We start from the raw sequence: 26014 nt of genomic DNA, 5'->3' as shown, positions 1-26014 counted from the left end.
GCCATGAGCAGCGAAGAGCGCCCACCGTCCGACGCCGCTCGGGACGACGTGGCTCAGGAGCAGACCGCCGACGAGGCGCGGCACGCCGGTGACACCGACGCGTGGGCCACGGCCTGCGCCGAGGACCTCGCGGAGGAGCAGGCCCGGCGCCGCGCGCAGTACGGCCCGCCGCCGGGTTCGGCCGCCGAGGAGCTGCGCAAGTTCGTCGACACGGTCGCCGACAAGCTGTCCTCGTTGCAGACGCCGCTGCTCGGCGCGGTCGCCGGGCCCGCAGCCCAGCAGGTGGTGCGGCAGGTCGTGCAGCAGGCGAAGGCGGCCGTGGAACCCGTCATCGAGCGCAACCCGGACGTCTTCGACCACCTGGCCGCGGCCGGCAGCGAGCTCCTCGCCGCCTACCGCTCGGCCGTCGAGGCCCAGGAGCGCCGCTGGACGTCCCGTGCGAGCGGCCTGGACGACGACCTGAGGGACGGCCTGGACGACCGCGACGACCGCCGCGACGGGGGCGAGGGCGCCGGCGGCGGGGAACGCATCGACCTGGACTGACCGTCCTGCCGTCCCGGACCGTGTCGTCCTGCCGTTCTGCCGTCCTGTCGTCCTGGACCGGCCGTCCCGCCGCCCCGGACCGCCCGTCCTGCCGCGGCGTCCCGCCTGCCCAGCGGGTGGACGAGGCGAATCCGACGGCAGGGCCTCGGGTACGGTTGGCCGTAGCGGGGCTCGACCGAAACTGAGGGATTCATGGGACTCACCATCGGCGTCGACATCGGCGGCACGAAGATCGCGGCCGGCGTGGTCGACGAGGAAGGCAACATCCTCTCGACCTTCAAGGTGCCGACCCCCACCACGCCCGAGGCCATCGTGGACGCCATCGCCTCGGCGGTGGAGGGCGCACGCGCGGGGCACGAGATCGTCGGCGTGGGCATCGGGGCCGCCGGCTACGTCAACCGGCAGCGCTCGACGGTCTACTTCGCGCCCAACATCCACTGGCGCAACGAGCCGCTGAAGGAGAAGGTCGAGGCGCGCGTCGGCCTCCCGGTCGTCGTGGAGAACGACGCGAACGCCGCGGCCTGGGGCGAGTACAAGTTCGGTGCCGGCAAGGGCCACCGCAACGTCATCTGCATCACGCTCGGCACCGGTCTCGGCGGCGGCATCATCATCGGCAACAAGCTGCGCCGCGGCCACTTCGGCGTGGCCGCCGAGTTCGGGCACATCCGGATGGTCCCGGACGGCCTGCTGTGCGGCTGCGGCTCGCAGGGCTGCTGGGAGCAGTACGCCTCCGGCCGCGCGCTCGTGCGGTACGCCAAGCAGCGCGCCAACGCCACCCCGGAGAGCGCCCAGGTGCTGCTGGCCCTCGGCAACGGCACCCCCGAGGGGATCGAGGGCAAGCACATCTCGATGGCCGCCCGCCAGGGCTGTCCCGTCGCCGTCGACTCCTACCGCGAGCTGGCCCGCTGGGTCGGCGCCGGCCTCGCCGACCTGGCCTCCCTCTTCGACCCGTCCGCCTTCATCGTCGGCGGCGGCCTGTCCGACGAGGGCGAGCTGGTCCTGGACCCGATCCGCAAGTCCTACAAGCGCTGGCTGGTCGGCGGCAACTGGCGCCCGGTCGCCGACGTGCTGGCCGCCCAGCTCGGCAACAAGGCCGGCCTGGTGGGCGCGGCCGACCTCGCCCGGGAGCCCGACCCGATCATGTGAGACGCCGTGCGGTACAGGGGCGCGGGGAGCGGCGCGACGGGCCACGACGGACCGGCGGTCGCCCATGAACCTCGCGCCCCGGCCCTGGGCGTACATTGATCCACATGGCGCTGCTTCCCAACTCCCGTACGGAACCGGACGGTTCCGCCGTCATCCGCGTCCTGACCTACAACATCCGGTCCATGCGGGACGACACCGACGCCCTCGCCCGGGTGATCAGGGCCTGCGCGCCCGATCTCGTCCTCCTCCAGGAGGCGCCCCGGTTCTTCCGCTGGCGCAAGAAGCTGGCGCGGCTGGCGCGGAAGTCGGATCTGGTGATGCTCACCGGGGGCGCCACGGCCGCGGGTCCGGCGCTGCTGTGCTCGTTGCGCGCCACCGTCGAGCGGACCGAGGACGTGCTGCTGCCGCTCACCCCGGGGATGCACCGCAGGGGCCTGGCCACGGCGGTCGTCCGGTTCGGCGGTGCCCGGCTCGGCGTGCTCGGCTGCCATCTCTCGCTCGACCGGAACGAGCGCTACGAGCAGGGCGGCATGCTCCTGGACCGGCTGGCCGGGATGGGCGTCGAGCATGCGATCGCGGGCGGCGACATCAACGAGGCACCGGACGGCCCGACGTTCCGCCGCCTGGCCGCCACCCTCCAGGACGCCCGGGCCACGGCCCCCTGGGGCGGCGAACTCACCTGGAACGCCATTGAGCCCGACCGCCGCATCGACGCGATCTTCGCCACCCCCGGCATCGAGATCCTCGCCTGCGGCGTCCCCCACGACCACCCCGGAGTGACCGCGCAGGACCTCCGATCGGCCACGGACCACCTCCCGGTCCTGGCCGCCCTCAAGATCCCGGCGACCCCCTAGGGGGTGTCTACACCACCGCCCCGCGGCCCGGGTCGTCTCCGTCCTCGTCGCCGGGCTTCATGCGGGCCACCAGGGTCACGATGCCGCCGAGGAAGCCGCCGATGCAGAGGGTGGTCAGCCACCAGGTCATGTCCCAGCCGAGCAGCACGGCCAGCAGGAGCAGCACCGGGCCGCCGACGACGCCGAGCCAGGCGAACTTGGCGGTCGCGTCCGCATCGGGCAGCGGCGGCGGCTCCGGCGGCACGAAGTGGCCCTCGTCGTCATCGCCGAAGTCGTCGTCGGACGGCTCGCGCGGCGAGTAGTCGCGCGGGCCCGCGACGCCCGGCGCGAAGGAGACGGAGCTGCCGAGCGGCGGGCCGGCCGGGGCCGGCTTCCCCTCCTCCTTCGGCCGCTCGGACCGGGGAGGATCGTCGTCCTCGCCCGGCATGTCCGGCAGCACCAGGTCCTCGATCGGCCGGAACGGCCGCGCGCCCGGCGGGTCCGGCGGCTCGTCGCCGTACCCGGCGACGATCGCCGCCCAGGCGGCCTCCTCGTCGAAGGGCGTGCCGCCTTCCGGCCCGCCCGGCTCGTCGGATCCGGCTGCATCGGCCGCATCGGCCGCCGGCTTCACCGGCTCGACCGGCTCGCGGTTCTCGCGGCCCTCGCGGTCGGAGTCGTGCTCAGCCACCTGCCGCCGTCCCTTCCTTGCCGACACTGGGTGCGATCCGGCCGATGAAGCCGAAGCTCTCCCCGAAGATCCGGTCCGCGTCGTTGTCCAACGTCGCGACGTGGTAGCTGTGTTCCAGCAGCACCTCGGTGACGTCCACGGAGGAGACCCGGCTGAGGATCCGCGCCGAGTCGGCCGGCGGCACCACATGGTCCTGGGGGCTGCGCAGAAGCAGCAACGGCTGCGTGACCTGCGGAAGCTCGCCGTCGACCAGCCGGAAGAAGGCCCTGAGCGAGTGCGCGCAGTGCAGCGGGACCCGGTCGTAGCCCAGTTCCGCGCTGTCCGCCTTGGCGATGTCGCTGGCGATGCCCTTGGTGGTGCGCACCAGGTGCCGGGCGACGGGCAGGGCGTACGCGGACAGGCCGTGCACCTTGTTTGCCGGGTTGACCACCACGACCCCGGCGACCGCGTCCCCGTGCCGCGCCGCCAGCCGGAGCGCCAGCGCACCGCCCATGGACAGCCCCGCCACGAACACGTGCGCGCACCGCTCGCGCAGGGCGCGCAGCTCGCGGTCCACCTCCGCGTACCAGTCCTGCCAGCCGGTGATCGCCATGTCCTCCCAGCGCGTCCCGTGCCCGGGCAGCAGCGGGAGCGAGACGGTCAGGCCGCGCTCGGCGAGATACTCGGCCCAGGAACGCAGCGACTGGGGGGAACCGGTGAAGCCGTGGCAGAGGAGGACGCCGACCTCCCCGCCCTCATGGCGGAACGGCTCGGCTCCGGGGAGGACCGGCACGTCGGTCTCCTGTTCGTGGAATCGGCTCAGCACGTCGATGACAGGTACTTCACCGTACGCGACGGCATTGACACCGACCAGGGTCGTCGGCTCCTTCGGCACCACTTGGGGTTATGGTCTGATCGACACACACAGGAGGCAGTCGGTTGTTCTACGGCACGATGAAGGTCGCCATCGGGGGGCCGCTGAAGCTCGCCTTCAGGCCCTGGGTGGAGGGCCTGGAGAACATTCCGGCCGAGGGCCCCGCCATTCTGGCGAGCAATCACCTGTCGTTCTCGGACTCGTTCTTCCTGCCCGTGGTCCTCGACCGCAAGGTCACCTTCATCGCGAAGGCCGAGTACTTCACCACGCCCGGAGTGAAGGGCCGGCTGACCGCCGCGTTCTTCAAGGGCGTCGGCCAGCTCCCCGTGGACCGCTCCGGCGCGCGCGGCGCGGGCGAGGCGGCGATCAAGAGCGGCATCGAGGTGCTGGAGCGCGGCGAGCTGTTCGGCATCTACCCCGAGGGCACCCGCTCGCCCGACGGCCGCCTGTACCGCGGCAAGCCGGGCGGTCTGGCCCGCGTGGCGCTGGCCACCGGGGCGCCCGTCATCCCGGTCGCCATGATCGACACGGAGAAGATCCAGCCGCCCGGGAAGGTCGTCCCCAAGCTGATGCGTCCGGGCATCCGGATCGGCAGGCCGCTGGACTTCAGCCGCTACCAGGGCATGGAGCAGGACCGCTTCGTGCTGCGCGCGCTGACCGACGAGGTCATGTACGAGATCATGAAGCTGTCGGGGCAGGAGTACGTCGACATCTACGCGACCGCCGCCAAGCGGCAGATCGCGGACGCGGCCAAGGCCGAGAAGGAGGCGGAGAAGGCGGCCAAGGCCGCCCTCGCCCAGGCCGCGAAGGACCAGGCCGAGAAGGAGAAGGCCGAGAAGGAGAAGAAGGCGCAGTGACGCGGTAGGGGAGGACCGCGCAGAAGGGGACGGGCGGACCGCACAGCCGGCGGACCAGGACCAAGGGGGGGCATGCCCAGGCGTGAGCGTGTCATGAGGATGTCGGTCGAGCTGCCGCTGTGGCGTGCGCTCGCCGGCTACCGGGTGCTGACCATGCTCTACGCGGTCGGCCTGTTCGCCACCGCCTACGACCGCTTCCCCCGGCCCTGGATCGCCGTCGCCTACTACTGCGTGCTGTGCGTGTGGACCCTCGCCACCCTGCCCAGGGTCGCGAACGCCGCGAGCTGCACCAAACGGTTCCTCGCCGTCGACCTCGCCCTGGCGGTGACCGGCATCCTCCTCACGCCCCTGGCCGACACGCAGGCGCGGATCGCGGACGACGGCCCGACCCTGCCGTCGATCTGGACCGCCGGCTCCGTCCTCGCCTTCGCCCTCAAGGGCGGCTGGCGCTGGGCCGCCCTCGCCTCCACCCCGGTCGCCGTCGCCAATCTGATCGAGCGCGGCAGCCCGGCCCGCGACACCGTGCACAACGTGATCCTGGTCTGGGTCGCCTCGATCGCCATCGGCTACGTCGTCGAGGTCGCCCGCGCCTCCGAGCGCACCCTCGCCCGCGCCCTGGAGATCGAGGCCGCGACCCGCGAGCGGGAGCGGCTGGCCCGGGACATCCACGACGGTGTGCTGCAGGTGCTCGCCATGGTCCAGCGGCGCGGCGCGGTCCTCGGCGGCGAGGCCGCGGAGTTGGGCCGGCTGGCCGGGGAGCAGGAGGTGGCGCTGCGCACTCTGGTCTCCGGCGGGCTGGTCCCCGTGTCCCGGGTCTCGCAGGACGTGGCCGACGGCGCGGTCGTACGCATGGTGGACGACGAGGCCGACGAGGACGGCGCGGAGCGCGACCGGAGCGGCCCCGTCGACCTGCGTTCCCTGCTGGCCCGCTGGGCCGGCTCCCGGGTCAGCCTCGCGGAGCCCGGCGCGCCGGTCCTGCTGCCGTCCGGGGTCGCCCGGGAGATGGCCGCGGCCGTCGGCGCCGCGCTGGACAACGTCCGCAGGCACGCGGGCGAGGACGCCCGGGCATGGATCCTCGTCGAGGACGAACCGGAGTGCGTCCTCGTGACCGTACGGGACGACGGACCCGGCATCCCCGAGGGCCGGCTCGCCCAGGCCGAGGGCGAGGGCCGGCTCGGCGTCGCCCAGTCGATCAAGGGCCGGCTGCGCGACATCGGCGGCACCGCCGAGCTGGTCTCGGTGCCCGGCCAGGGCACGGAGGTCGAGCTGAAGGTGCCCAGGAACCCGAAGAAGACGAAAGCGGAGAGCAGATGAGCACACAGCAGGACCCGATCAAGGTCATGGTGGTCGACGACCACCCCATGTGGCGGGACGCCGTCGCCCGCGACCTGACCGAGTCCGGCTTCGACGTGGTCGCCACCGCGGGCGACGGCGAGCAGGCGGTGCGCCGCGCCCGGGCCGCCGCCCCCGACGTGCTCGTCCTGGACCTCAACCTGCCCGCCAAGCCCGGTGTCCAGGTCTGCAAGGAACTCCTCGCCGCCAACCCGGCGCTGCGGGTCCTGGTGCTGTCCGCGAGCGGCGAGCACGCCGATGTGCTGGAGGCCGTGAAGTCGGGTGCCACGGGCTATCTGCTGAAGTCGGCCTCCACGGAGGAGCTGCTCGACGCGGTGCGCCGCACCGCCGTGGGCGACCCGGTGTTCACCCCCGGCCTGGCCGGGCTGGTCCTCGGCGAGTACCGCCGGCTGGCCGCCGAGCCCGCCCCCGCCTCCGGGGCCGGTGCCGACGAGCCGAAGGCGCCGCGGCTCACGGAACGCGAGACCGAGGTGCTGCGCCTGGTCGCCAAGGGTCTGAGCTACAAGCAGATCGCCGAGCGCCTGGTCATCTCCCACCGCACGGTCCAGAACCACGTCCAGAACACCCTCGGCAAGCTCCAGCTCCACAACCGTGTCGAGCTGGTCCGCTACGCCATCGAACGGGGACTCGACGGCGACTGAGGGCGCCGCCCGAAGGACCTCGCCCAGCGATCTCGCCGAGCGGTCCCGCCGACCGCTCGCGTCAAGCCGCGTACGCGGCTCATCCGCTCTTTCGGGTGGATTTGCCGTGATCAACTACCGGACATTTCACCGGAATTGACTTTCCCGCCCATGCCGAAGTGACCTGCGTCACCATTAGCGTGACCTTCACCAGGCAACCGCGGCGAAGGGACATTTCCATGCGGGTCGGAGTACTGACCGGAGGCGGCGACTGCCCCGGGCTCAACGCCGTCATCCGGGGCGTCGTCCGCAAGGGCGTGCAGGAGTACGGCTATGACTTCGTCGGCTTCCGGGACGGCTGGCGAGGGCCCCTGGAGAACGACACCGTCCGCCTCGACATCCCCGCGGTGCGCGGCATCCTGCCCCGCGGCGGCACCATCCTCGGCTCCTCGCGCACCAACCCCCTCAAGCAGGAGGACGGGATCCGGCGCATCAAGGAAAACCTCGCCAAGCAGGAGGTCGAGGCGCTCATCGCGATCGGCGGCGAGGACACCCTGGGCGTCGCCGCCCGGCTGAGCGACGAGTACGGCGTGCCCTGCGTCGGCGTCCCCAAGACCATCGACAACGACCTGTCGGCCACCGACTACACCTTCGGCTTCGACACCGCGGTCGGGATCGCCACCGAGGCCATCGACCGGCTCCACACCACCGCCGAGTCCCACATGCGGGTGCTGGTCTGCGAGGTGATGGGCCGGCACGCCGGCTGGATCGCCCTGCACTCCGGACTCGCCGGCGGCGCCAACGTCATCCTCATCCCCGAACAACGCTTCGACCTCGACCAGGTGTGCGCCTGGATCACCTCCCGCTTCAAGGCGTCGTACGCCCCGATCGTGGTCGTCGCGGAGGGCGCCATGCCCAAGGACGGCCAGATGGTCCTCAAGGACGAGTCGCTGGACTCCTTCGGGCACGTCCGGCTGTCCGGGGTGGGCGAGTGGCTGGCGAAGGAGATCGAGAGGCGCACCGGCAAGGAGGCGCGGACCACCGTCCTCGGGCACATCCAGCGCGGCGGCACCCCCAGCGCCTTCGACCGCTGGCTCGCCACCCGCTTCGGCCTGCACGCCATCGACTGCGTCCACGACGGCGACTTCGGCAAGATGGTCGCCCTGCGCGGCACCGACATCGTCCGCGTCCCGATCGGCGAGGCCACCGCCAAGCTGAAGACGGTCGACCCGAAGCTGTACGAGGAGGTCGGGGTCTTCTTCGGCTGACGGTGGCCCCGGACGGCTACACGGTCGTGCGGCGCAGCTGCCCGATCAGTTCCCGCACGACCGCGGCCCCGTTCAGGCTCAGCACCGACTCCGGGTGGAACTGAAGACCGGCGAAGCCCGGCCCGCGCACGGCGTGCACCTCACCGTTCTCCGCCCGGCTCACCTCCACCCCGTGCGCGGCCAGTTCCCGTGCCGCCTCCTCGTCGCAGCGGGCCACGAAGCTGTTGTAGAAGCCGACGGTCTCCGCCCGCCCGAACAGGTCGATCTCCGTCTGCGCACCCTGGTACGGCACTTCCTTCCGTACGATCTCGAGACCCAGCTCCGCCGCGATCAGCTCGTGCCCCAGGCACACCCCGAGTACGCCGTGCCGGTGTTCCCGGATCACCTGGGCCGCCAGCCCCCGCAGGAACCGCATCTTCGGGTCGGCGAGGTCCGAGGGGTCGCCCGGGCCGGGGCCGAGCACGACCGGTCCCTCGTGCGCGAGGACGGTCTCGCGCAGTCCCGGCTCGTCGTAGCGCCGTACGGTCACCTCCAGGCCGGCCGAGCGCAGCACGTGCGCCAGCATCGCCGTGAAGGTGTCCTCGCCGTCGACCACCAGGGCGTGCCCCTCGAGGGAGTCGGACCGCTCCTGCATCCGCAGCCAGAACGGCGCCAGCGAGGCCCGGCGCCCGTCCAGGGCCGCCCGCACCCGCGGGTCGTCGGCGAGGCGGGGCAGCGCCCGCTCGGTGCGCGGCCGGCCTGGACGTACGCCCAGTGCCGCCAGCACGCCCGCCGCCTTGGCGTGCGTCTCGGCGACCTCGCTCGCCGGGTCCGAGCCGCGGACCAGGGTCGCGCCGACCGGGACGCGCAGCCGTCCGTCCGCGTCGATGTCGGCGGTGCGGATCAGGATGGGGGAGTCCAGGGTCTGGGCGCCGCCGGAGTCCCGGCCGAGCAGCGCGAGGGCACCCGCGTAGTACCCGCGTCCGACACCGTCCCGCCCGACGGGCTCATGGCGCTCGATGACCCGGCAGGCGTTCTGCACCGGCGAGCCGGTGACGGTCGCCGCGAACATCGTCTCCCGCAGCACCTCCCGCACATCCAGCGAGGACCGCCCGCGCAGCTCGTACTCGGTGTGCGCGAGGTGCGCCATCTCCTTCAGCCGCGGCCCCACCACGACACCACCCATGTCGCCGACGGTGCACATCATCTTGAGCTCCTCGTCGACCACCATCGACAGCTCCTCGATCTCCTTGCCGTCGGCGAGGAAGCCCAGCAGGTGCTCGGGGGTCGGGCCCTCGGCCGGGTAGCGGTACGTCCCGCTGATCGGGTTCATGACGACGGTGCCCACCCCTCTCCCGCCACCGCCCTCGACCGAGAGCGCTTCGCGCTCGCCCCTTCCACCGGACATCCGCACATGCACCTCGGGGCTCGCCCCGACCAGCGTCCGGTCGCCGGTGTGCACCACGAACGTCCAGTACGCCCCCCGCTCGCCCTCCAGCAGCCGCCGGAACAGCGCCAGCGCGTCGGACCTGCCGAAGCCGGGGATCCGGCCCTCGTACGTCCGCCGGATCACGAAGTTCGCGCCCTCGCCCGCGCCGATCTCGTCGGCCAGCACCCGCCCGACGATCTCCGCGTACTCCTCGTCGCCCACGTCGAAGCCGCCGCCCTCGACCCGGACCTCGTGCGCGGGCAACTGCGCCAGCGCCTCGGCGAGCGGGATCGCGTACGACTCCTCGGGTGTCAGCACCATCAGCGGGGTGCCGTCGTCGCGGACGTCGAAGCCGCGCTCGCGGATCTGACGGAACGGGACCAGCGCCAGGCCCTCGTCGGGCAGCTCGGCCAGGGTCTCCCGGGTGCTCACGGGGCCGAGCAGCAGCTCGACCAGGTCGTGGTCGTGCCCGGGGGCACGGCGCCGGAGCAGCGCGAACGGGCGGGGATCGTGCAGCAGCTGTGCCAGGTCCATGGGTTCCTCTTCCGTCGGTGTGGGTGAGGAACGACCCGGGTGCCGCACACACCGAAGGCCGCCCCTCGGGCGGCCTTCGCGAAGTGTGGGATACGCGCAGTCAGCGGGCCGCCGGAGAAGCGGTCCACCACCAGTTCTGGTTCTGGGTCGAGTGCGCGAACATGCCCGGCACCCTATCGCACACCGTCCACGACCGCGCACCATCTGTCTCACTTGATGAGCAGATGATTGGACCCGCGGAGCGACCCCGTAGTGTTGAGAAGGTGACCGTGAACGCTAAGACCAGCGCAAGCGCTGGCAACACCTGGCGAAACCTGCCCGCGGCGCAGCAGCCCGAGTACCCCGACCCCGAGGCTCTGCGCGCAGTGATCGCGGACCTCGAGTCGTATCCGCCGCTCGTCTTCGCGGGCGAGTGCGACCAGCTGCGCGCCCGGATGGGAGCCGTCGCCAGGGGCGAGGCGTTCCTGCTCCAGGGCGGCGACTGCGCGGAAGCCTTCGACGCGGTGTCCGCCGACCACATCCGCAACAAGCTCAAGACGCTGCTCCAGATGGGCGCCGTGCTCACGTACGCCGCCTCGGTGCCGGTGGTGAAGGTCGGCCGGATCGCCGGCCAGTACTCCAAGCCGCGCTCCAAGCCGACCGAGACCCGCGACGGCGTGACGCTGCCGACCTACCGCGGCGACTCCGTCAACGGCTTCGAGTTCACCGAGGAGGCCCGCGTCCCGGACCCCGAGCGGCTGAAGCGGATGTACCACGCCTCCGCCTCCACGCTGAACCTGGTGCGCGCCTTCACCACCGGCGGCTACGCCGACCTGCGCCAGGTGCACGCCTGGAACCAGGACTTCGTGAAGTCCTCCCCGTCCGGCCAGCGCTACGAGCAGCTCGCCCGGGAGATCGACAACGCGCTGAACTTCATGCGGGCCTGCGGCACCGACCCGGAGGAGTTCAAGACCGTCGAGTTCTACTCCTCGCACGAGGCGCTGCTGCTCGACTACGAGTCGGCGCTGACCAGGACCGACTCGCGCACCGGACAGCTGTACGACGTCTCGGCGCACATGGTGTGGATCGGTGAGCGCACCCGGCAGCTGGACCACGCGCACATCGAGTTCGCCTCGAAGATCCGCAACCCGATCGGCATCAAACTCGGCCCGACCACGTCGGCCGAGGAGGCGCTGCAGTACATCGAGCGCCTCGACCCGAACCGTGAGCCGGGCCGGCTGACGTTCGTCGTGCGGATGGGCGCGGACAAGGTGCGCGACCGGCTGCCCGAGCTGGTGGAGAAGGTCACCGCCTCCGGCGCGACCGTGGCCTGGGTGACCGACCCGATGCACGGCAACACCTTCGAGGCGGCCTCCGGGCACAAGACCCGTCGCTTCGACGACGTGCTCGACGAGGTCAAGGGCTTCTTCGAGGTGCACAAGGCGCTGGGCACCCACCCGGGCGGCATCCACGTGGAGCTGACCGGTGACGATGTCACCGAGTGCGTGGGCGGCGGCGACGAGATCTTCGTCGACGACCTGCACCAGCGCTACGAGACGGCCTGCGACCCGCGGCTCAACCGCAGCCAGTCGCTGGACCTGGCCTTCCTCGTCGCGGAGATGTACCGCGACCAGTGAGGCGGTCGCCCGCTGACGACCGATGAGTGGGGCGCGGATCACAGACGGTCCGCGCCCCGTCCTCTTTTGCCCGTCCGGTGTGGCGGGTAAGGTTAGGTTTGCCTCACCGAGAAAGTCGGGACGGCACCACTGATCGATCCCGGCGGGAGGTGAGCCGCGCGTGTACGTCTGCAGTTGCTTCGGCGTCACCGAGCAGCAGGTCAAGCAGCACGCGGAGAACGGCGCGTGCACGCCCCGCCAGATCGCCTCCGCCTGCAAGGCGGGCACGGACTGCGGTGGCTGCGTCCGGCGTATCCAGGCGCTGCTCGGCCGGGGCAGCTGCCCGCGCCGGGAACTGGCCGACCGCGGAGCCTCGCCGTTCCCCCGCCTGCCCCAGCCGGCTCCGGCGGCGGAACTCGGCGACGCGGCCTAGAGTCGCCCGGCGCTCTAGTGCGCCGAGAAGCCGTGCGTGCCCGGGCCCGAGGGGTCGGGCTGGCTCTGCTCGATCACCGTCGACAGATAGAGGGCCTCGCCCAGCTTGTCCACCAGCTCCAGCTGGGTGTCCAGGTAGTCGATGTGGTGCTCCTCGTCGGCGAGGATCGCCTCGAAGATGTTCGCGGACGTGATGTCGCCCTTGTCGCGCATCACGTCGACGCCCCGGCGCAGCCGGTCGATGGCCTCGACCTCGATCTGCCGGTCGGCCCGGAACATCTCCGTCACCGTCTGCCCGACCTGCACATGGAAGAGCCGCTGGTAGTTGGGCAGACCGTCCAGCAGCAGGATGCGGTCGGTGAGGATCTCGGCGTGCCGCATCTCGTCGAAGGACTCGTCCCGGGTGTACTTGGCGAGCGTCGACCACCCCTTGTGGTCCTGCAGCTTCGAATGCAGGAAGTACTGGTTGATGGCGGTGAGCTCGGCGGTCAGCTGCTCGTTGAGCAGTTCGATGACCTCGGGGTCGCCTTGCATGCTGCGGGCTCCTTCCGGACGAGTCTGGGCCGATAGCGCCGCATGATTGCACCGGCATACAGAGCCGTCCAGTAAGTGCACACTTAGTGCGAGCTGCCCGAATCATCCCCGGGCTGGTCATGTGCACCCCGTCCGGTCTGTCAGGATGGAGTCATGGGTCAGCCGGTGGAACGCGCATCTGGGGACGCGTCTGGAGCGAGTGCGAGAGGAGCGTCCGGAGCGGCGTTCGGGGGAGCGGCACAGGCGGAGCTCCCGCCGGGGCAGCGGCTGCAGCGCGGCTGGCCGGTCACGCACTACGGGCCCGTGCCCAAGTTCCGGCCCGAGCGCTGGGAGTTCCGGGTCTTCGGCGCCACCGCCGACGGGGAGAAGCACTGCTGGACCCACGAGGAGTTCACGGCCCTGCCGTACACCACCGTGGTGGCCGACCTGCACTGCGTCACGAAGTACAGCATGCTCGGCGCGGAATGGGGCGGCATCCCGGCCCGGACGATCCTGGACCTCGCACCGCCCGCGCCGAACGTCACCCATGTGATGGTGTGGGCCGAGTACGGCTTCAGCTCCAACCTCCGCCTCGCCGACTTCGGCTCCGAGCGCACCCTCTTCGCCACCCACAAGGACGGCGAGCTCCTCACCGCCGAGCACGGCTTCCCGCTCCGCCTGATCGTCCCCCACCTGTACGCCTGGAAGGGCCCCAAGTGGGTGCGCGGCGTGGAGTACATGACCGCCGACCGCCGCGGCTTCTGGGAGGAACGCGGCTACCACAACGTCGGCGACCCCTGGAAGGAACAGCGCTACTCCTACCAGGAGGAACCGGGCGACGGACCCGAGCTGTAGGTCCTCCGCCCGGCTGCCGCTCGAACGACCGCCCAACCGTCCCTGAGCTTCTTCAGCCGTCCCTGAGCTTCTTCAGCCGTTCCACGTCCGCCGCGTGGCCCTCCTTGCCACCGGGGGTTTCGATGATCAGGGGGACGCCCTCGGTGGCGGGGTGGGTCAGCAGGGCGCGGAAGGGGTCCTCGCCGATGTGGCCGGAGCCGATGTTCTCGTGACGGTCCTTGTGGGCGCCCACCACGTCCTTGGAGTCGTTGGCGTGGATCAGCTTCAGCCGGCCGGCGCCGACCGTGTCCACCAGCAGGTCCAGGGTCTGGTGCATGCCGCTCGGGCCGGTCAGGTCGTGCCCGGCGGCGAAGACGTGGCAGGTGTCCAGGCACACGCCCAGCCTCGGATGGTTGTCCAGCGCCTCGAAGTACGGCCCGAAGTCCCAGGTCCGGGAACAGAGCGAGGCGCCCTGGCCCGCGGTCGACTCCAGGAGCAGGTACGGATCGTCGTCGTGGGTGAGCTCGTCCAGCAGCGGCAGCAGGTGCGCGCGCACCTGCTTCAGCGCCACGGCACGTTCCCGGCCGCCGGTCGCGCTCCCCGTGTGCACGACGACGCCCAGCGCGCCGATCTCCCGGCCGCGCCGCAGCGAATGCCGCAGCGACGCCACCGACCGCTCCACGGTCGCCTCGGTGTGCGAGCCGAAGTTGATCAGGTACGGAGCGTGGACGTACGCCGGTATCGACTCCTCCGCGCAGGCCGCGCGGAACTCCTCGTCCTGCCGCGCACTGCCCGCGGGCGTGGCCCAGCCGCGCGGATTGGCGACGAAGACCTGCACGGTCTCGGCGCCCAGCTCACGGGCGTAGGACAGGCCCACGGAGTTCAGGCCGCCCGCGACGGGCACATGGCTGCCCACGGGGTTGCGGGAGCGGCCCGGGAGGGCCGCAAGGGCGCGGGAAGTGGGGGAGTGCTCACTGCTCACCCGTTCAGGGTGTCACGTGGCCGGCGGGCGCCGGCCACGGGCCGCCGTGATCCCGGTCTCCTCACCGCCGGCGGTGACGGCCGTCACCTGATGGTGATCGTTATCTTCGAGCCCTTCGGTGCCTGCTCGCCGCCCTCCACCGACTGCTTCTTGACGGTGTCGCCGAACAGCCCGAGGATCCCGCGGTCCTCGTCGACCTTGAAGCCGGCCTCCTGCAGCGTCCTCTTCGCGTCGTCGACGCTGTCGCCGGTCACGTCCGGGACCTCGACCATCTCCGGGCCCTTGGACAGCGTCAGCGTGACCGTGTCGCCCTCGGCGGCCTTGCCGCCGCCCGCCGGGGTCTGCGCGGCGACCTGCCCCTTGTCGTACTCGGAGTTGATCTGCTGCGGCGCGACCGTCACCTTCAGACCCGCGTCCTGAAGGTCGGACCTCGCCTGGTCCAGGTCCTCGCCGGTGACGTCCGGCACGTCCACCGGGCGGCCCTTGCTGACCACGAGCGCGATCGCCGAACCGGCGTGCCGCTCCGTGCCCGCCCCGGGGTCCGTGCTGATCACCGAGCCCTTGGGAATGCCCTCGCTGAACGCCCGGCTCACCATGCCCGGCTCCAGCCCGGCCTTCCTCAGCAGGCCCTGCGCCTCACCCAGCGGGCGCCCCTTCAGGGCGGGCACCTTCACCGTCTCCGGGCCGTCGGAGACGGTGAGCGTCACCGAGTCGTGGCTGCGGATCCGGGCGCCCGCCTCGGGGTCCGTACTGATGACCGTGCCCCGTGCGACCGTGTCGCTGTAGGCGTGCTTGACGTCCTTGACCTCGAGACCGGCCTCGTCGAGCCGCTGCCGCGCCTGCGCCTCCGTCTTCGCCAGCAGCGGCGGGACCTTGGTGAACTGGCCCGAGTTGATGTACCACACGCCGCCGCCGACCCCGAGGACCAGCAGGACGGCGGCGACCACGGTCAGCAGGACGCGCCGGGGCCGGCGGGCCGGACGCCGCGGCGCGGGGGGAGTCTCCAGGCGGCTGGTGCGGTGGAACGCCGCCTCGGCCGCGGAGGACTCGTCGTCCTCGTTCACGGGCAGGGGGCGCGGCACTGTCAGCGCCCGGGGTATGACGCTCGTACGATCGTCGGCGTTGTCGTGGTCCTCGGAGAGCGCCTGCGGCGGCACCGCGTCCAGCTGCTCCGCGCCGAGCGCCGCGCGGGTCTCGCGGGCCCGCGCCAGCAGCGCCACCGCGTCGTGCGGCCGTACCTCCGGGTTGCGGGCGGTGGCCGTCGCGACGAGCTCGTCCAGCTCGTACGCCAGCCCCGGCACGGCGGCCGACGGGGCGGGCACGTCCTCGTGGAGGTGCTGGTAGAGCACCTGGGCGGGGCTCTCCCCCTGATGGGGCTTGCCACCGGTCAGCATCTCGTAGAGCACGACCCCGCACGCGTACACATCGACCCGGGGGTCGGCGGTGCCCTGCTCGATCTGCTCGGGGGCGAGGTAGGAGACGGTGCCGAGGACCGCGCCGGTGGTGTTCGTCACCGTGTCCACGGCCCGCACCAGACCGAAGTCGGCGACCTTGACCCGGCCGTCGTCCCCTATCAGGACGTTCTCCGGCTTCATGTCGCGGTGCACGAACCCGGCGCGGTGCGCGGCGCCGAGGGCGGCGAGCACCGGCTCCAGGATGTCCAGGGCGGCGCGCGGCTGCAGCGCCCCGCGCTCGCGCAGCACGTCGCGCAGGGTGCAGCCGGAGACGTACTCCATGGCGAGGTAGACGTACGACCCGTCGGTGCCCTGGTCGAAGACCTGCACGACGTTGGGGTGGTCCAGGCGGGCCACCGACTTGGCCTCCCGGATGAACCGCTCGACGAAGGAGCCGTCGGCCGCGAGCGAGGGGTGCATCACCTTCAGCGCGAGGACGCGGTCCAGGCGGGTGTCCAGGCCCCGGTAGACCGTGGCCATCCCGCCGACGGCGATCCGCGCGTCGACGCGATAACGGCCGTCGAGCACCTGCCCGACCAATGGGTCCTGAAGGGTCGTATCCACGCAGGCGAGTGTACGAGCCACGACGGACACGAACCTCTTCCAGTCGCACTCCACAGCCCGACTGCAGCCGACCTGTGACGCGCTACACACAAGCCTGCGGGCAGTCGTGCCTCCCCCAGTGCTTGACGCCTGGGAGGTGCCCCCGGGCGGCACGGGTGGGCGCTGGGGGCACCCCCTCTGGGGAGGCACCCCGCACGCGCGGCGAGCGAACCCCGCACCGCAACCCGGGCACCACGGAACTAGAAGGCCGGACGCTCCGGATCCAGCACGGCCAAGCCCTCCGCAGGAGACGACGCCTCGGCGAAGTGCCGCTTGGGGATCCGCCCCGCCAGCCGCGCCATCCGCCCCGCCGCCACCGCATGCCGCATCGCCTCGGCCATCACCGCCGGCTCCTGCGCCCGCGTCACCGCCGAGGCGAGCATCACTCCCGCACACCCCAGCTCCATGGCCAGCGCCACGTCCGAGGCCGTGCCGGCGCCCGCGTCCAGGATCACCGGCACGCGCGCGTGCTCGACGATCAGCTGGAAGTTGTGCGGGTTGCGGATGCCCAGCCCGGACCCGATCGGCGAGCCCAGCGGCATGATCGCCGCACAGCCCACGTCCTCGAGCTTGCGCGCCAGCACCGGGTCGTCGTTGGTGTACGGCAGCACCGTGAAGCCGTCGTCGACCAGCGTCTCCGCCGCGTCCAGCAGTTCGATCGGGTCCGGCAGCAGCGTCCGCTCGTCGGCGATGACCTCCAGCTTGATCAGGTCGGTGCCCAGCGCCTCGCGCGCGAGACGGGCCGTGAGCACCGCCTCGCCCGCCGTGAAGCAGCCCGCCGTGTTGGGCAGCACCCGGATGCCCAGCTTCTCCAGCACCGACAGCACGGAGCCGTGCACCGAGGGGTCCACCCGGCGCATGGCGACGGTGGTCAGTTCCGTGCCGGACGCCACCAGGGCCCGCTCCAGCACGTCCAGGCTGGGGGCGCCACCCGTGCCCATGATCAGCCGGGACGTGAAGGACGTGTCACCGAGGACAAGGGGATCGTCGGCCATGGGTCAGCCTCCCTGTACGGCGGTCAGCACTTCGACGCGGTCGCCCTCGTTCAGGGTGGTGGACGGCCACTGCGCGCGCGGGACGACGGTCTCGTTGAGGGCGGCGGCCACCCCGGAGGGCGCCGCGGTCAGGCTTCGCACGACGGTGTCCAGAGCGGTGCCGGGCGAGAACCGGCGGGGCTCGCCGTTGACGGAGATGTTCATGCGGGCTGCTCCATGAGGGCGGCGGCGAACCGCCGCGGAGTGAAGGGACGGGCCTCGTCCGGGAGTTCGCCGGTGGTCAGGACGTGCGCCATGGCGTCACCGGTGACCGGCGTGAGCAGCACGCCGTTGCGGTAGTGGCCGGTGGCCAGCAGCAGCCCGTCCAGCTCGGTCGGGCCGAGCAGCGGCGCGTTGTCGGGTGAGCCGGGGCGCAGCCCGGCCCGGGTCTCGGTCAGCGGCAGCTCGGTGATCCCGGGGACCAGTTCGTGGGCGTCGCGCAGCAGCTCGTACACCCCGCCCGCCGTCACCGTCGTGTCCCAGCCCAGCTCCTCGCTGGTGGCGCCGACGACCAGCTCGCCGCTGACCCGCGGCACCAGGTAGACGTGGCTGCCGCGCACCATGGCCCGCACCGTGCGGCTCAGGAACGGCGCGTACCGCTTCGGCACGGTCAGCCGCAGCACCTGCCCCTTGACCGGCCGCACCGGTGGCAGCACCTCGTCCGGCACCCCGGCCAGCTGCCCGCTGCGGCTGCCCGCGGCGAGCACCACCTGTCCCGCGCCGAGCTCCGTGCCGTCGCGCAGCACACAGCCCGCGGCCCGGCCCCCGCGCACGGTGAGCCGCTCGGCCCACGCGCGGTGGAGGACCACCCCGGCCCGCTCGCACGCGGCCACCAGGGCGGCGGCGAGCCGCCGTGGGTCGATCTGGTGGTCGCCGTCCACCCGGAGCCCGCCGCGCACGCCCGGCGCGAGCATCGGCTCCAGGCGCCGGCACTCCCGCCCGGACAGCCACTCCGACTCCAGGCCCGAGGCGCGCTGGAGGTCGTGCAGTTCCCGCAGGTGGGCACGGTCGTCGGCGTCCAGCGCCACGGCGAGCGTGCCGCAGCGGCGGTAGCCGAGGTCGTGGCCGGTCAGCTCGGTCAGCTCGGCCGCGAAGTCCGGGTAGCGGCGCGCCGAGGCGAGGTTCAGCCCGAGCAGGGTCTGCTCGCCGTAGTGCAGCTCCGTGACGGCGGCCAGCATCCCGGCCGCCACCTGCGCGGCCCCGCCGCCCGGGTCGGGGTCCACCACGGCCGTGGCGAACCCGCGCTGCACGGCCCGCCAGGCCGTCACGAGTCCGATGATCCCGCCCCCGATGACGAGGACGTCTGACGTACGTGGCAACGACATGGGCGTCCAGCCCCTCCCTTCGCCGGCATGACCCGGATCAGGTTCGTACGGTCGGAGGCCGCCAGCCTCCCTCTCAGCCCGGTGCGTCCGGGCTCCCGCGAGTGCTTGTACGGTGGCCACCCTAGCCCCTGGAACAGCGCACTTGTAAGGGAGCCTCTCGTATGCCGCGCTCGTTGGACGGTCTCGTGCTCGCCCCCGTCGCCGATCAGGCACCGGGCCAGGTGGGCACGCGCACCCGGTTCCGCTACCACGAGCGGGACGGTGTGATCTGGGCCGCTTACGAGGGCGGTGACGTCGTACGAGGCCATCTGGTGGGTACCAGAGAGGGAGACCGGCTCGACTTCCGGTACGTCCAGCTGCGGCACGACGGGACGACGTCCTCCGGACACTGTGTGTCCACGGTGGTCGAACTGCCCGACGGGCGGCTGCGGTTGGAGGAGACCTGGGAATGGGAGTCGCGGCCGGGCAGCGGAACCAGTGTGGTGGAGCAGGTGACCGGGTGACACGCGTGGTCGCCGCGGCCGCGGCGGCCGGTGCGGTCGCAGCGACCGCAGCGCCTGTGGAGCAGGTCACCCCGCACGCCTCTGACTGACGGAACGTCAGTTGACTATGGTGATCAGGTGAGCGAGCAGACGCAGGAACAGGGCATGTCACAGCCGCGGCGGGTGGTCGTCGTGGGCGCGGGCATGGCCGGTGTGCAGACCGCGGTCGCCCTGCGCGAGCAGGGCTTCACCGGCACCGTCACACTGATCGGCGCCGAACCCCACCAGCCCTACGACCGGCCGCCGCTGTCCAAGGCCGTCCTGCTCGGCAAGGCCGAGGGCTCGGCCTTCGACGTCGACTTCGAGTCGCTCGCCCTCGAGCTGCGGCTCGGCTGCGAGGCGCTCGCCGTCCGCCCCGACGCCCATGTGCTCGACACCTCCGAGGGACCGGTGCCCTACGACGTCCTCGTCGTGGCCACCGGCGCCGAGCCGATCCGGCTCCCCGGCGCCGAGGGCGTCCCCGGCGTCCATCTGCTGCGCACCCTGGACGACGCAGAACGGCTGCGGCCCGTCCTCGCCGAGCAGCACGACATCGTGGTCGTCGGCGCGGGCTGGATCGGCGCCGAGTTCGCCACCGCCGCCCGCGAGGCGGGCTGCGCGGTGACCGTGGTGGAGGCCGCGGACCGGCCGCTCGCCGGGGCCCTGCCCGCCGAGGTGGCCGCGCCGATGACCACCTGGTACGCCGACAGCGGCGCCGAGCTGCGGACGCACGCGCGCGTGGAGCGCGTCGAGCCCGGCGCGGTGGTGCTCGACGACGGCTCGCGGCTGCCCGCGGGCGCCGTCGTCGTCGGCATCGGCGCGCGCCCCGCGACCGCCTGGCTCGCCGGTTCCGGCATCGCGCTGGGGGAGCAGGGGGAAGTGCTCGCCGACGACCATCTGCGCACGTCCGTGCCGGACGTGTACGCGGTCGGGGACTGCGCCTCCTTCCCCTCCAGGCGGTACGACGAGCGGCTGCTGGTCCACCACTGGGACAACGCGCTCCAGGGCCCGCGCACGGTCGCCGCCAACATCATCGACCTGACCCCCGCCGCCTACGACCCGGTGCCGTACTTCTGGTCCGAGCAGTTCGGCCGGTTCGTGCAGTACGCCGGTCACCACACGTCCGCCGACGCCACCGTCTGGCGCGGCGAGCCGTCCGGCCCGGCGTGGACGGTCTGCTGGCTGCGCGGAGACCGGCTGGTCGCCCTGCTGGCGGTCGGCCGGCCGCGGGACCTGGCGCAGGGCAGACGGCTGATCGAGGCCGGCACGCCGATGGACCCGCGGCTGCTGGCGGACCCGGGCAGGCCGCTGAAGGCGGCCACGGCGTAGGGCGCCACGGGGTGTGCCGCGGGATTTCGAGCGGCGCAGCAGGGCGCCGTACGTGCGATGTTCTCCTGCGGGTTCTCCCAGGTGGACGGGCCTGACTTCCGACTGTCGGTGGCGGATGGCAGGCTTGGATCCGTGACCGAGATTGACGCGAAGATCGATGCTCTCGTCCCCGCCTGGCTCACCCTCCCCGAGATCGCCGAGATGCTCGGCGTCGAGGTGACGAGGGTGCGGCAGCTGGTGAAGGAGGGCCAGCTCATCGCCGTACGCCGTGGTGAGAACCGCGCGCTGCACGTCCCCGCCGCCTTCATCGACGGCGACAAGGTCGTCAAGGGCCTGTCCGGGACCCTGACGCTCCTGCGGGACGACGGCTTCACGGTCGAAGAGATGATCGAGTGGCTCTTCACCCCCGACCCGAGCCTGCCCGGCACCCCCGCGCAGGCCCTGAGCGAGAATCGCGGGACGGAGGTGAAGCGCCGCGCCCAGGCGCTCGCCGTCTGACCGGTACCGCCTGAACAACCCGTCCGGCGTACGGGCCACGGCCGGGGCGGCCACGGCCGCTTCGCCACCGCCGCTCCGCCGCGGCCCGTACGCCCTCGACACACCGCGCCGACAACGCACCACCGCACCGAACCGGGGGGATCCACCCATGCCCGTGCCCGACACCGCCGCAGCCGCCGCCCGTGACCGGCTCGCCGACGCCCGCCTGTACCTGTGCACGGACGCCCGCACCCGCCAGGGCGACCTGCCCGAGTTCCTCGACGCGGTGCTGGCCGGCGGGGTCGACATCGTGCAGCTGCGCGACAAGGGCATGGAGGCGGGGGAGGAGCTGGAGCACCTTCAGGTGTTCGCCGACGCCTGCACCCGCCACGGCAAGCTGCTCGCCGTCAACGACCGCGCCGACGTCGCCCACGCCGCCCGCGCGGACGTGCTGCACCTCGGCCAGGGCGACCTGCCGGTGCCCGCGGCCCGCGCGATACTCGGCGACGGCGTCCTGATCGGCCGGTCCACGCACGCCGAGTCCGAGGCCGCCGCGGCCGCCGTCCAGGACGGCGTGGACTACTTCTGCACGGGCCCCTGCTGGCCGACCCCCACCAAGCCCGGCCGTCACGCACCCGGCCTCGGCCTGGTGCGGTACACCGCCTCCCTCGGCACCGACCGTCCCTGGTTCGCCATCGGCGGCATCGACCTCGGCAACCTGGACGCGGTCCTCGACGCCGGCGCCCGCCGTGTCGTCGTGGTCCGGGCGATCACCGAGGCCGAGGACCCCGGCGCGGCGGCGGCGGAGTTCGCCAAGCGGCTGCGGCAGGCGGAATAGCCGCAGGCGGAACGGCGGCAGGCGTCTCGCCTTCCGGACTGCCGGGAGGCGCCGACCGCCCCATATCGGGCGGGGATGTCCGATGGGTGGACAAGAAGGCGACAATTCAGGCAAATCCCCACCGTCCGGTTGGGGGACCGCCTCACCCTGGCTAACCTGCGAGTATGGCCCTCGGCACCGCATCCACCAGGTCGGACCATGCCCGTACCGTGCGCGACATGCTCGCGACGGGCAAGACGACGTATTCGTTCGAGTTCTACGCCCCCAAGACCCCGAAGGGCGAGCGGAACCTGTGGAACGCGCTGCGCCGGGTCGAGGCCGTGGCGCCCGACTTCGTCTCCGTGACCTACGGCGCGGGCGGCTCCACCCGCGCGGGCACGGTCAAGGCGACCGAGGCCATCGCCTCCGACACCACCCTCACCCCGATCGCCCACCTCACCGCCGTCGACCACTCGGTGGCCGACCTGCGCAACATCATCGGGCAGTACGCCGACGCCGGGATCCGCAACATGCTGGCGCTGCGCGGCGACCCGCCCGGCGACCCGATGGGCGACTGGGTGCCGCACCCCCGGGGTCTGACCTACGCCGCCGAACTCGTCGAACTGATCAAGACGTCCGGAGACTTCTGCGTCGGTGTCGCGGCCTTCCCCGCGATGCACCCGCGCTCCGACGACTGGGAGACCGACGTACGCCACTTCGTCGACAAGTGCCGTGCGGGCGCCGACTACGCCATCACGCAGATGTTCTTCCAGCCGGAGGACTATCTGCGCCTGCGCGACCGGGTCGCGGCCGCCGGCTGCGACACCCCGATCATCCCCGAGGTCATGCCGATCGCCAGTGCGAAGACGCTGGCGCGGATCCCGTCCCTCACCAACGCCGCCTTCCCGGACGCCCTGAAAGAGCGGATCCTCACAGCACAAGACGATCCGACGGCGGTACGCTCCATTGGCATCGAGTTCGCCACGGAGTTCTGCGCGCGGCTGCTGGCCGAAGGGGTGCCCGGACTGCACTTCATCACGCTCAACAACTCCACGGCGACGCTGGAAATCTACGAGAACCTGGGTCTGCACCACCCGCCGCAGGCCTAGACCGGCCGTACCCGCGTACGACAGACTGCGAAGCGGCCACTGGGAGAGGGGCGTACATGGGCTGGACGGTCCTCTACATCGCGTTCGGCATCGTCGCGCTGTGGCTGCTCGGCGAGGTGCTGCTGCAGTACAAGGCGCGCCTGCGCTGGCGGTTGCTCGCCTTCGGCGGCTTCCTGTGTGTCGTGCTCGGTGTGCTGATGCCGTCCGTGGTGGTGATCGGCCTGGGCGCGGCCGCGTTCGCGGTCGGGCAGACCTACGTCACGCTGTCGTTCCGCCGCGGCTTCGCCGCCGGCTGGGCGGTCAGGCACCCGAGTGGCGAAACGACCAAGCGCCGCCGCGGCAAGGCTGAGCGCCGGGACCCGGCCCTGGAGGACTCCGGCCTCGATGCCGCCGACGGCGGCCACGGTGGTCACGACGGCCACCACGGTCAGGAAGACACGGACGGCGCGGACGGCATGGGCAGTCCGGCCGGCCGTGACGGCCTGTCGTACGGGGCCGAGGACTACGACCAGGACGACGTCTTCGCCTCCGCCCGCGCCGGCGACCCCACGGCCGCCGAGAGCACCGCCGTGTACCAGCCGCAGCCCCTGCCCGACGACACCGGTTCCTACGGCGTCTACGGCGACTCCCCGCAGCCGGCCGGCCTGCCCCAAGACCAGTACGCCACCGCGGCCCAGGCCACCGACCAGGGCTACGGGTACGACTACTCCGGCTACGGGCAGCAGGCCTACGGCTACGACGGCTCCGGCCAGCAGGGCTACGCCGCCTACTCGGACCCGTACGTCGGCACCCAGACCTACGGCGGCGCCTCCTACGACACCACCTACGGTGGCCAGCAGGGCTACGGGCAGCAGGGCTACGGCGCCCAGGACCCGTACGCCACGGGCGGTTACGGCGGCGAGACCCCGGCCGGCGGGGTGTGGGTCCCGCAGCAGCGCACCGACGACTCCTACGGCGGTGAACTCCCGCCCGAGCAGTCCTACCCGTACCAGGGCGACGGCCAGGGCGGTCAGGGTTACGGCCAGGCGCAGCAGGGCGCGGGGTTCGACGAGCAGTACCGTTTCTGAACCGGTCCGAACCGGTCCCGGAGCGCGGGCACGTCCGCGCCCGGCTCACTGCGAGCCGCGGAACTCCGGCCCCTCCACGACGAGTCCGGCCACCATCGCGCCCGACATCCCGGCGTGCGGCAGCCCGCCCCCCGGGTGCGACCAGCCTCCCACGGCGAACAGGCCGTCGATTCCCGTGGAGTTCGCCGGATGCAACAGCCGCCCCCCGGCCGCGGCCAGCGCCGGCGCGGGAACGGCCCCGCCCGCCGCGCCTGTTTCCCGGGCGATGTCGGCCGGCGTGCGGGTCTCGCGCCACAGGATGCGGTCGCGCAGCCCCGGCACGGCCCGCTCGGCGGCGGTGATCATACGGTCGGCCTGCGCCTCCAGGGCCTTTCTGCCGGCCTGTTCGTCCGCTCCGGGCAGTGCGGGGACCGTGGCCGTCAGCGTGATCGCCTCGTGCTCCCCGTCCGGGACCAGGGCCGGATCGTCGGGGCGCAACACCGTGACCGTGGGCCGCGCGGGCATGCCCGGGGACGTACCGAACAGGGCGTCCAGCTCCGACTCGCGGTCCTCGGCGTGCACCACGGTGCGATGGGCCGTCCCCTCGGGGCGGCCGCCGCGCAGCGCGAGCAGCACGGTCAGGCGGCTCGGCAGCCCGTGCTGAGCCGGCACCTGCCCCTCGCCCCGCAGGGCCGCGCTCCCCACGAAGCCGCTCAGCGCCTCCGGCGCCACACCGGCGACCACGAACTCCGCCTCCGCCGCGCCGCCTTCGGCGAACTCCACACCCGTCGCCCGGCCGTCCTTCTCGACGATCCGCGCCACCTCGGTGCCGAAGACGAACTCGACCCTGCGGGCCACACAGCGCTCGTACACCGCGCGCGCCAGTTCGCGCAGGCCCCCTCGGACGTACCAGATGCCGAAGGCGTGCTCCATGTACGGCAGCACGGCCGCGCTCGCCGGGGCGGTGCGCGGATCGAGGCCGTGGGCGAGCGCATGGCTCTCCAGGAGTGCGGCGAGGCGCTGATCGCGCAGCTCCCAGGCGCCGACCTCGGCGAGCGTGCCGGCCCGCCGGGTGCGCAGCAGGCGCTTGTGCGGAACCGCCGGATAGGGCTCGCGCTCGGCCAGCACGGGCCAGTCGGGCCACAGCGGCTCCTCCAGAAGGGGCCGGCGGGTGCGGTCCCAGGCCTCGCGCGCCCGCACCAGGAAGTCGCCCCAGCGCCGGCCGGTGCCCTGCCCGAGCGCCGTGTCCAGGGCCGTGACGACGCCCGCGCGGGAGGCGTTCGGCAGCGACACCTCGGTGCCGTCCGCGAACACGTGCCGCGCCGCCGGGTCGACCTGGACCAGTTGGACGCGGTCCTCCAGCGGCTCCTTGCCGGTCTTGACGAACAGGTCGCGGTAGACCGCGGGCAGCGGCAGCAGCCCGGGGCCGGTGTCGAAGGCGAAACCGTCCCGCTCGAGGCGGCGCACCGCTCCGCCGTACGTCTCCGTACGCTCGTACACCGTCACCCGGTGGCCCGCGACGGCCAGCCGGGCGGCGGCCGCCATCGCGCCCATCCCGGCGCCGATCACCGCAATCCGTGCCATGCCCGCGACTTTATCGACCACCGCTGACAACGCCCGCTCCGGGGCGTTGACCAGCGGCTTCTCCGGTCGGTGGCGCGCCGTCCCCGGGTGCGGGCGCGCAGGGCTGAGTACAGGTACTCAGGCGAGGAGATGAGTACGTGCGCGGATGGGGTCCGACCTGCGTGAACGAGAGAGTGGAGGCACGGGACGGGGCACGGCGCCGGAACCGCCGACACGGGGCGGCGGAACGGCGTCGCCCTGGACCGCTCCTTCCGCC

At 72.5% G+C, this 26014-nt stretch carries 27 protein-coding genes and 1 riboswitch; of the genes, 16 read left to right on the top strand and 11 right to left on the bottom strand.

Annotated elements, in window-relative coordinates; translation table 11 throughout:
- The first annotated feature begins 3 nt into the window (after positions 1–3).
- From IE318_RS32920 to IE318_RS32910, 3 genes are all read left to right on the top strand, one after another.
- A complete protein-coding gene (locus IE318_RS32920) occupies positions 4–543 on the top strand; it encodes a DUF5304 domain-containing protein (protein ID WP_189906232.1) in 540 nt (179 codons plus the stop codon).
- Positions 544–735: 192 nt separating this feature from the next.
- Positions 736–1689, top strand: a complete 954-nt coding sequence (locus tag IE318_RS32915) for an ROK family glucokinase (protein WP_030182050.1) — start codon at positions 736–738, stop codon at positions 1687–1689.
- Between the two features lie 104 nt (positions 1690–1793).
- Positions 1794–2543, top strand: a complete 750-nt coding sequence (locus tag IE318_RS32910) for an endonuclease/exonuclease/phosphatase family protein (RefSeq protein WP_189906231.1) — start codon at positions 1794–1796, stop codon at positions 2541–2543.
- Between the two features lie 7 nt (positions 2544–2550).
- On the opposite strand, the gene IE318_RS32905 is transcribed toward IE318_RS32910, so the two are convergent.
- Entirely contained in the window at positions 2551–3210 is a 660-nt protein-coding gene (locus IE318_RS32905) for a hypothetical protein (protein ID WP_189906229.1), read from the bottom strand.
- Positions 3203–3982, bottom strand: coding sequence for an alpha/beta hydrolase (locus IE318_RS32900; RefSeq protein ID WP_030182070.1), 780 nt, complete (start codon positions 3980–3982; stop codon positions 3203–3205). The genes IE318_RS32905 and IE318_RS32900 overlap by 8 nt, the downstream gene beginning before the upstream one ends.
- Positions 3983–4143: 161 nt before the next feature.
- Between IE318_RS32900 and IE318_RS32895 the strand changes: the two genes are divergently transcribed.
- The 4 genes from IE318_RS32895 (at position 4144) to IE318_RS32880 (ending at position 8161) form a co-directional block, all read left to right on the top strand.
- Complete coding sequence (locus IE318_RS32895; RefSeq protein WP_189906260.1) at positions 4144–4920, top strand: lysophospholipid acyltransferase family protein; 777 nt, start codon at positions 4144–4146, stop codon at positions 4918–4920.
- A 72-nt stretch (positions 4921–4992) separates the two neighbouring features.
- Positions 4993–6234, top strand: a complete 1242-nt coding sequence (gene macS / locus IE318_RS32890) for a MacS family sensor histidine kinase (protein ID WP_189906227.1) — start codon at positions 4993–4995, stop codon at positions 6232–6234.
- Positions 6231–6914, top strand: a complete 684-nt coding sequence (locus IE318_RS32885) for a response regulator (protein ID WP_189906225.1) — start codon at positions 6231–6233, stop codon at positions 6912–6914. Before macS ends, IE318_RS32885 begins: the two co-directional genes overlap by 4 nt.
- A 218-nt stretch (positions 6915–7132) precedes the next feature.
- On the top strand, positions 7133–8161 hold the full coding sequence (locus IE318_RS32880; protein WP_189906223.1) for a 6-phosphofructokinase: 1029 nt from the start codon (positions 7133–7135) through the stop codon (positions 8159–8161).
- 16 nt (positions 8162–8177) lie between these two features.
- Here IE318_RS32880 and IE318_RS32875 read toward each other — a convergent pair whose 3' ends face one another.
- Both IE318_RS32875 and IE318_RS46690 read right to left on the bottom strand, forming a co-directional pair.
- Complete coding sequence (locus IE318_RS32875; RefSeq protein WP_189906222.1) at positions 8178–10103, bottom strand: anthranilate synthase family protein; 1926 nt, start codon at positions 10101–10103, stop codon at positions 8178–8180.
- Positions 10104–10203: 100 nt separating this feature from the next.
- Positions 10204–10266, bottom strand: coding sequence for a trp operon leader peptide (locus tag IE318_RS46690; RefSeq protein WP_358864531.1), 63 nt, complete (start codon positions 10264–10266; stop codon positions 10204–10206).
- Positions 10267–10366: 100 nt separating this feature from the next.
- Between IE318_RS46690 and IE318_RS32865 the strand changes: the two genes are divergently transcribed.
- Entirely contained in the window at positions 10367–11719 is a 1353-nt protein-coding gene (locus IE318_RS32865; RefSeq protein WP_189906218.1) for a class II 3-deoxy-7-phosphoheptulonate synthase, read from the top strand.
- A 160-nt stretch (positions 11720–11879) separates the two neighbouring features.
- On the top strand, positions 11880–12131 hold the full coding sequence (locus IE318_RS32860; RefSeq protein WP_030182091.1) for a (2Fe-2S)-binding protein: 252 nt from the start codon (positions 11880–11882) through the stop codon (positions 12129–12131).
- A gap of 14 nt (positions 12132–12145) precedes the next feature.
- Here the strand turns inward: IE318_RS32860 and bfr are convergent, their stop codons facing one another.
- Complete coding sequence (bfr, locus tag IE318_RS32855; protein ID WP_030182095.1) at positions 12146–12664, bottom strand: bacterioferritin; 519 nt, start codon at positions 12662–12664, stop codon at positions 12146–12148.
- A gap of 153 nt (positions 12665–12817) precedes the next feature.
- Between bfr and IE318_RS32850 the strand changes: the two genes are divergently transcribed.
- Positions 12818–13498, top strand: a complete 681-nt coding sequence (locus tag IE318_RS32850; RefSeq protein ID WP_030182097.1) for a sulfite oxidase-like oxidoreductase — start codon at positions 12818–12820, stop codon at positions 13496–13498.
- A gap of 52 nt (positions 13499–13550) precedes the next feature.
- Here IE318_RS32850 and IE318_RS32845 read toward each other — a convergent pair whose 3' ends face one another.
- The 5 genes from IE318_RS32845 to thiO form a co-directional block, all read right to left on the bottom strand.
- Positions 13551–14459, bottom strand: coding sequence for a deoxyribonuclease IV (locus IE318_RS32845; RefSeq protein WP_189906216.1), 909 nt, complete (start codon positions 14457–14459; stop codon positions 13551–13553).
- 83 nt (positions 14460–14542) lie between these two features.
- Positions 14543–16477: a Stk1 family PASTA domain-containing Ser/Thr kinase gene (gene pknB / locus IE318_RS32840; RefSeq protein ID WP_189906214.1), complete on the bottom strand. Its 1935-nt coding sequence runs from the start codon at positions 16475–16477 to the stop codon at positions 14543–14545.
- Positions 16478–16716: 239 nt separating this feature from the next.
- Positions 16717–17511: a thiazole synthase gene (locus tag IE318_RS32835; protein WP_030182107.1), complete on the bottom strand. Its 795-nt coding sequence runs from the start codon at positions 17509–17511 to the stop codon at positions 16717–16719.
- 3 nt (positions 17512–17514) lie between these two features.
- Positions 17515–17715: a sulfur carrier protein ThiS gene (thiS, locus tag IE318_RS32830; RefSeq protein WP_189906212.1), complete on the bottom strand. Its 201-nt coding sequence runs from the start codon at positions 17713–17715 to the stop codon at positions 17515–17517.
- A complete protein-coding gene (gene thiO / locus IE318_RS32825; RefSeq protein WP_189906210.1) occupies positions 17712–18875 on the bottom strand; it encodes a glycine oxidase ThiO in 1164 nt (387 codons plus the stop codon). The genes thiS and thiO overlap by 4 nt, the downstream gene beginning before the upstream one ends.
- Positions 18873–18984: riboswitch (TPP riboswitch) on the bottom strand. (Overlaps the previous gene by 3 nt.)
- Positions 18985–19036: 52 nt before the next feature.
- Here thiO and IE318_RS32820 point away from each other — a divergent pair.
- The 6 genes from IE318_RS32820 to IE318_RS32795 all read left to right on the top strand — a co-directional run bounded on the left by IE318_RS32820 (position 19037) and on the right by IE318_RS32795 (position 24195).
- The gene (locus IE318_RS32820) at positions 19037–19378 is read left to right on the top strand and encodes an avidin-fold protein (RefSeq protein WP_030182116.1); all 342 of its coding nucleotides are present in this window, start codon (positions 19037–19039) and stop codon (positions 19376–19378) included.
- A 117-nt stretch (positions 19379–19495) separates the two neighbouring features.
- Positions 19496–20725, top strand: a complete 1230-nt coding sequence (locus IE318_RS32815; RefSeq protein WP_189906208.1) for an NAD(P)/FAD-dependent oxidoreductase — start codon at positions 19496–19498, stop codon at positions 20723–20725.
- A gap of 132 nt (positions 20726–20857) precedes the next feature.
- Positions 20858–21223, top strand: a complete 366-nt coding sequence (locus tag IE318_RS32810; protein ID WP_030182121.1) for an Rv2175c family DNA-binding protein — start codon at positions 20858–20860, stop codon at positions 21221–21223.
- Positions 21224–21377: 154 nt separating this feature from the next.
- The gene (gene thiE / locus IE318_RS32805; protein WP_189906258.1) at positions 21378–22040 is read left to right on the top strand and encodes a thiamine phosphate synthase; all 663 of its coding nucleotides are present in this window, start codon (positions 21378–21380) and stop codon (positions 22038–22040) included.
- 164 nt (positions 22041–22204) lie between these two features.
- Positions 22205–23128: a methylenetetrahydrofolate reductase [NAD(P)H] gene (gene metF, locus IE318_RS32800; RefSeq protein WP_030182129.1), complete on the top strand. Its 924-nt coding sequence runs from the start codon at positions 22205–22207 to the stop codon at positions 23126–23128.
- A gap of 56 nt (positions 23129–23184) precedes the next feature.
- Complete coding sequence (locus IE318_RS32795; protein ID WP_189906206.1) at positions 23185–24195, top strand: SCO2102 family sporulation regulator; 1011 nt, start codon at positions 23185–23187, stop codon at positions 24193–24195.
- Between the two features lie 45 nt (positions 24196–24240).
- Here the strand turns inward: IE318_RS32795 and IE318_RS32790 are convergent, their stop codons facing one another.
- The gene (locus tag IE318_RS32790; protein ID WP_189906204.1) at positions 24241–25758 is read right to left on the bottom strand and encodes a phytoene desaturase family protein; all 1518 of its coding nucleotides are present in this window, start codon (positions 25756–25758) and stop codon (positions 24241–24243) included.
- Positions 25759–26014 lie beyond the last annotated feature (256 nt).

It is taken from the genome of Streptomyces spiralis (assembly GCF_014654675.1).
Classification (GTDB): domain Bacteria; phylum Actinomycetota; class Actinomycetes; order Streptomycetales; family Streptomycetaceae; genus Streptomyces; species Streptomyces spiralis.
The sequence above is the reverse complement of the archived record's forward strand: the minus strand, read 5'-3'. Positions and strand labels throughout refer to the sequence as shown.